The organism is Terrabacter carboxydivorans, assembly GCF_039532035.1.
Lineage (GTDB): Bacteria > Actinomycetota > Actinomycetes > Actinomycetales > Dermatophilaceae > Terrabacter > Terrabacter carboxydivorans.
Genome location: NZ_BAAARE010000057.1, coordinates 1 through 1714, shown reverse-complemented (window position 1 = coordinate 1714; position 1714 = coordinate 1). Strand labels below are relative to the sequence as shown.

The following is a 1714-nucleotide window of genomic DNA, read 5'->3' as shown; positions in this document are numbered from 1 at the left end:
TCATCAGCGTGAGGTGTTTAGCGTCAAGGGCTGGGCGGGTGCCGGTGTCTCGTCGTCGGTCCCTGCATAGCTAATCGAGGTCGTGCTCGGCAGCGTGTGATCGGGTTGTGTCGACGACGGGACGGGGCGGCCTGCGATGACCGACGAGATACCCCGGGGGTTCTCAATGCCGCGGAAGGCTCACCCCGCCCCAGCTCATGGACGCCGCCGCCTCCTGCTGATGGGCGGCCCGCGTCAGGCCGGATGTGGTTATGCCGCAGCGGTGCCCGTGGTCTCCTTCCACGCGGTGGTGCCGTGGGCGGCGATGACGGGGTCCCAGGCCCGTCGCTGGGTGACGACGGCGTACAGCTGGCGCAGGATCGCGCCGGCGACCGCGGTCTGCGCTTGGGTGGGGGTGAGCCGGTTGTGTTCGCGGCTGGTGAGATACCGGTAGCGGGCGGCGTACACCCGGTTCGTCTGCAGACAGCCCCATACCGCCCGCCACGCGGCGACGCGCAGCTGTGGCCGCCCGGCGCCGGTGAGGCGGGCCCGGCCGGTGAAGGTGCCGGACTTGCGTTCCCGCGGGGCGAGGCCGGCGTGTTTGACCACGGCCCGGGCGGAGGTGAACCGGGCCAGGTCGCCGGTCTGGGCGAGGATCGCCGCGGCCCCGACCGGCGACAGCCCGTCGATGCTCGTCACCAGCGCGGTCAGTCCGAGCTCGTCCAGGACGGAGGTCATCCGGGCCTCGACGTCGACCAGCTTGGCCCGGGCCTCGTCCCAGTCGGCCAGGGTCCACTCGAGCCGTTCGAACACCGCCGGCCGGTGCGCCACCACGCCCGCCCTGTCGTCGAGCGCGGCGAAGAGGCGGCGGACGATGCGCAGGCAGGGACGGACCCCGCCTCGGCGTGTGACTTCCGCGCGGACGGCCCGCTCGAACCGGGCCAGCCCGAGCCGCCTCGTCCGGTCCAGGTCCCCGCCGTCCCTGCGGACGATGACCGCCAGGGCGGCGACCCACGTGGCCGACCGGAACGGGTGCTTCGCGGTCTCGAGCGCGGCCGGCCACACGCACTCGAGCAGGTCCCGGACCGTCTGCACGGCCGCAACGTGCTCCTCGAGGAGGTCCTCGCGGCGCGAGCCGAGGTGCCGCAGCCGGGTCCAGGTCGCGTTCGCTTCGTCGACCGGCTCGGGCAGGTAGCAGCGCAGCTGCGCGGTCAGCCGGGCGATCAGCACGGCGTCCTTGTCGTCGGTCTTGTCCGTCGTGAGGTCCTCGCTCTTCCGCGCCCAGGACGAGGCTGCGGGCTGGACGCACACGAACGACATGCCGCGTTCGGTCGCGAGCTGGGCCAGGACCATCCACCGGTGCCCGGTCGGCTCACACGCGACGGTCACTCCGGCGAACCCTGCTCGGGACGCGCGGTCGGCCGCCCAGTCCAGCGCCGCGCCGAGGTCCCAGGCCTTGCACCGGAACGTCCGCCGCGCCAGCACCTTCGAGTCGTGGTCGGTCACCACGAGCATCTGCTTGCGGTCGGCCAGGTCGATCCCCACGATCGCGTTCGTGACCGGGACCGCCCCGCGCAGCCGCGAGAGCCGAGCGTTCCGGTTCCGATCACCGCGGGAAACGCCACTACCGTTGCTCATGAACGTCCTCCTTCTTGCGTGTGGGACACCAAGCCCGACAAGCGCATCAGGAGGACGTTCGCCACGCCAGACCCGACCGCGCAGAACGCCTTTCTAT

Annotated in this window: 1 protein-coding gene; it reads right to left on the bottom strand. The window is 72.1% G+C overall.

Features of this window, described 5'->3' with window-relative positions:
* Positions 1–249 precede the first annotated feature (249 nt).
* A complete protein-coding gene (locus ABD297_RS23520) occupies positions 250–1617 on the bottom strand; it encodes an IS110 family RNA-guided transposase (RefSeq protein WP_344257584.1) in 1368 nt (455 codons plus the stop codon).
* Positions 1618–1714 lie beyond the last annotated feature (97 nt).

Bases quoted from the DNA above. Each gene is read 5' to 3' on its own strand.
- ABD297_RS23520 (WP_344257584.1), bottom strand. From the start codon at position 1,617: ATGAGCAACGGTAGTGGCGTTTCCCGCGGTGATCGGAACCGGAACGCT.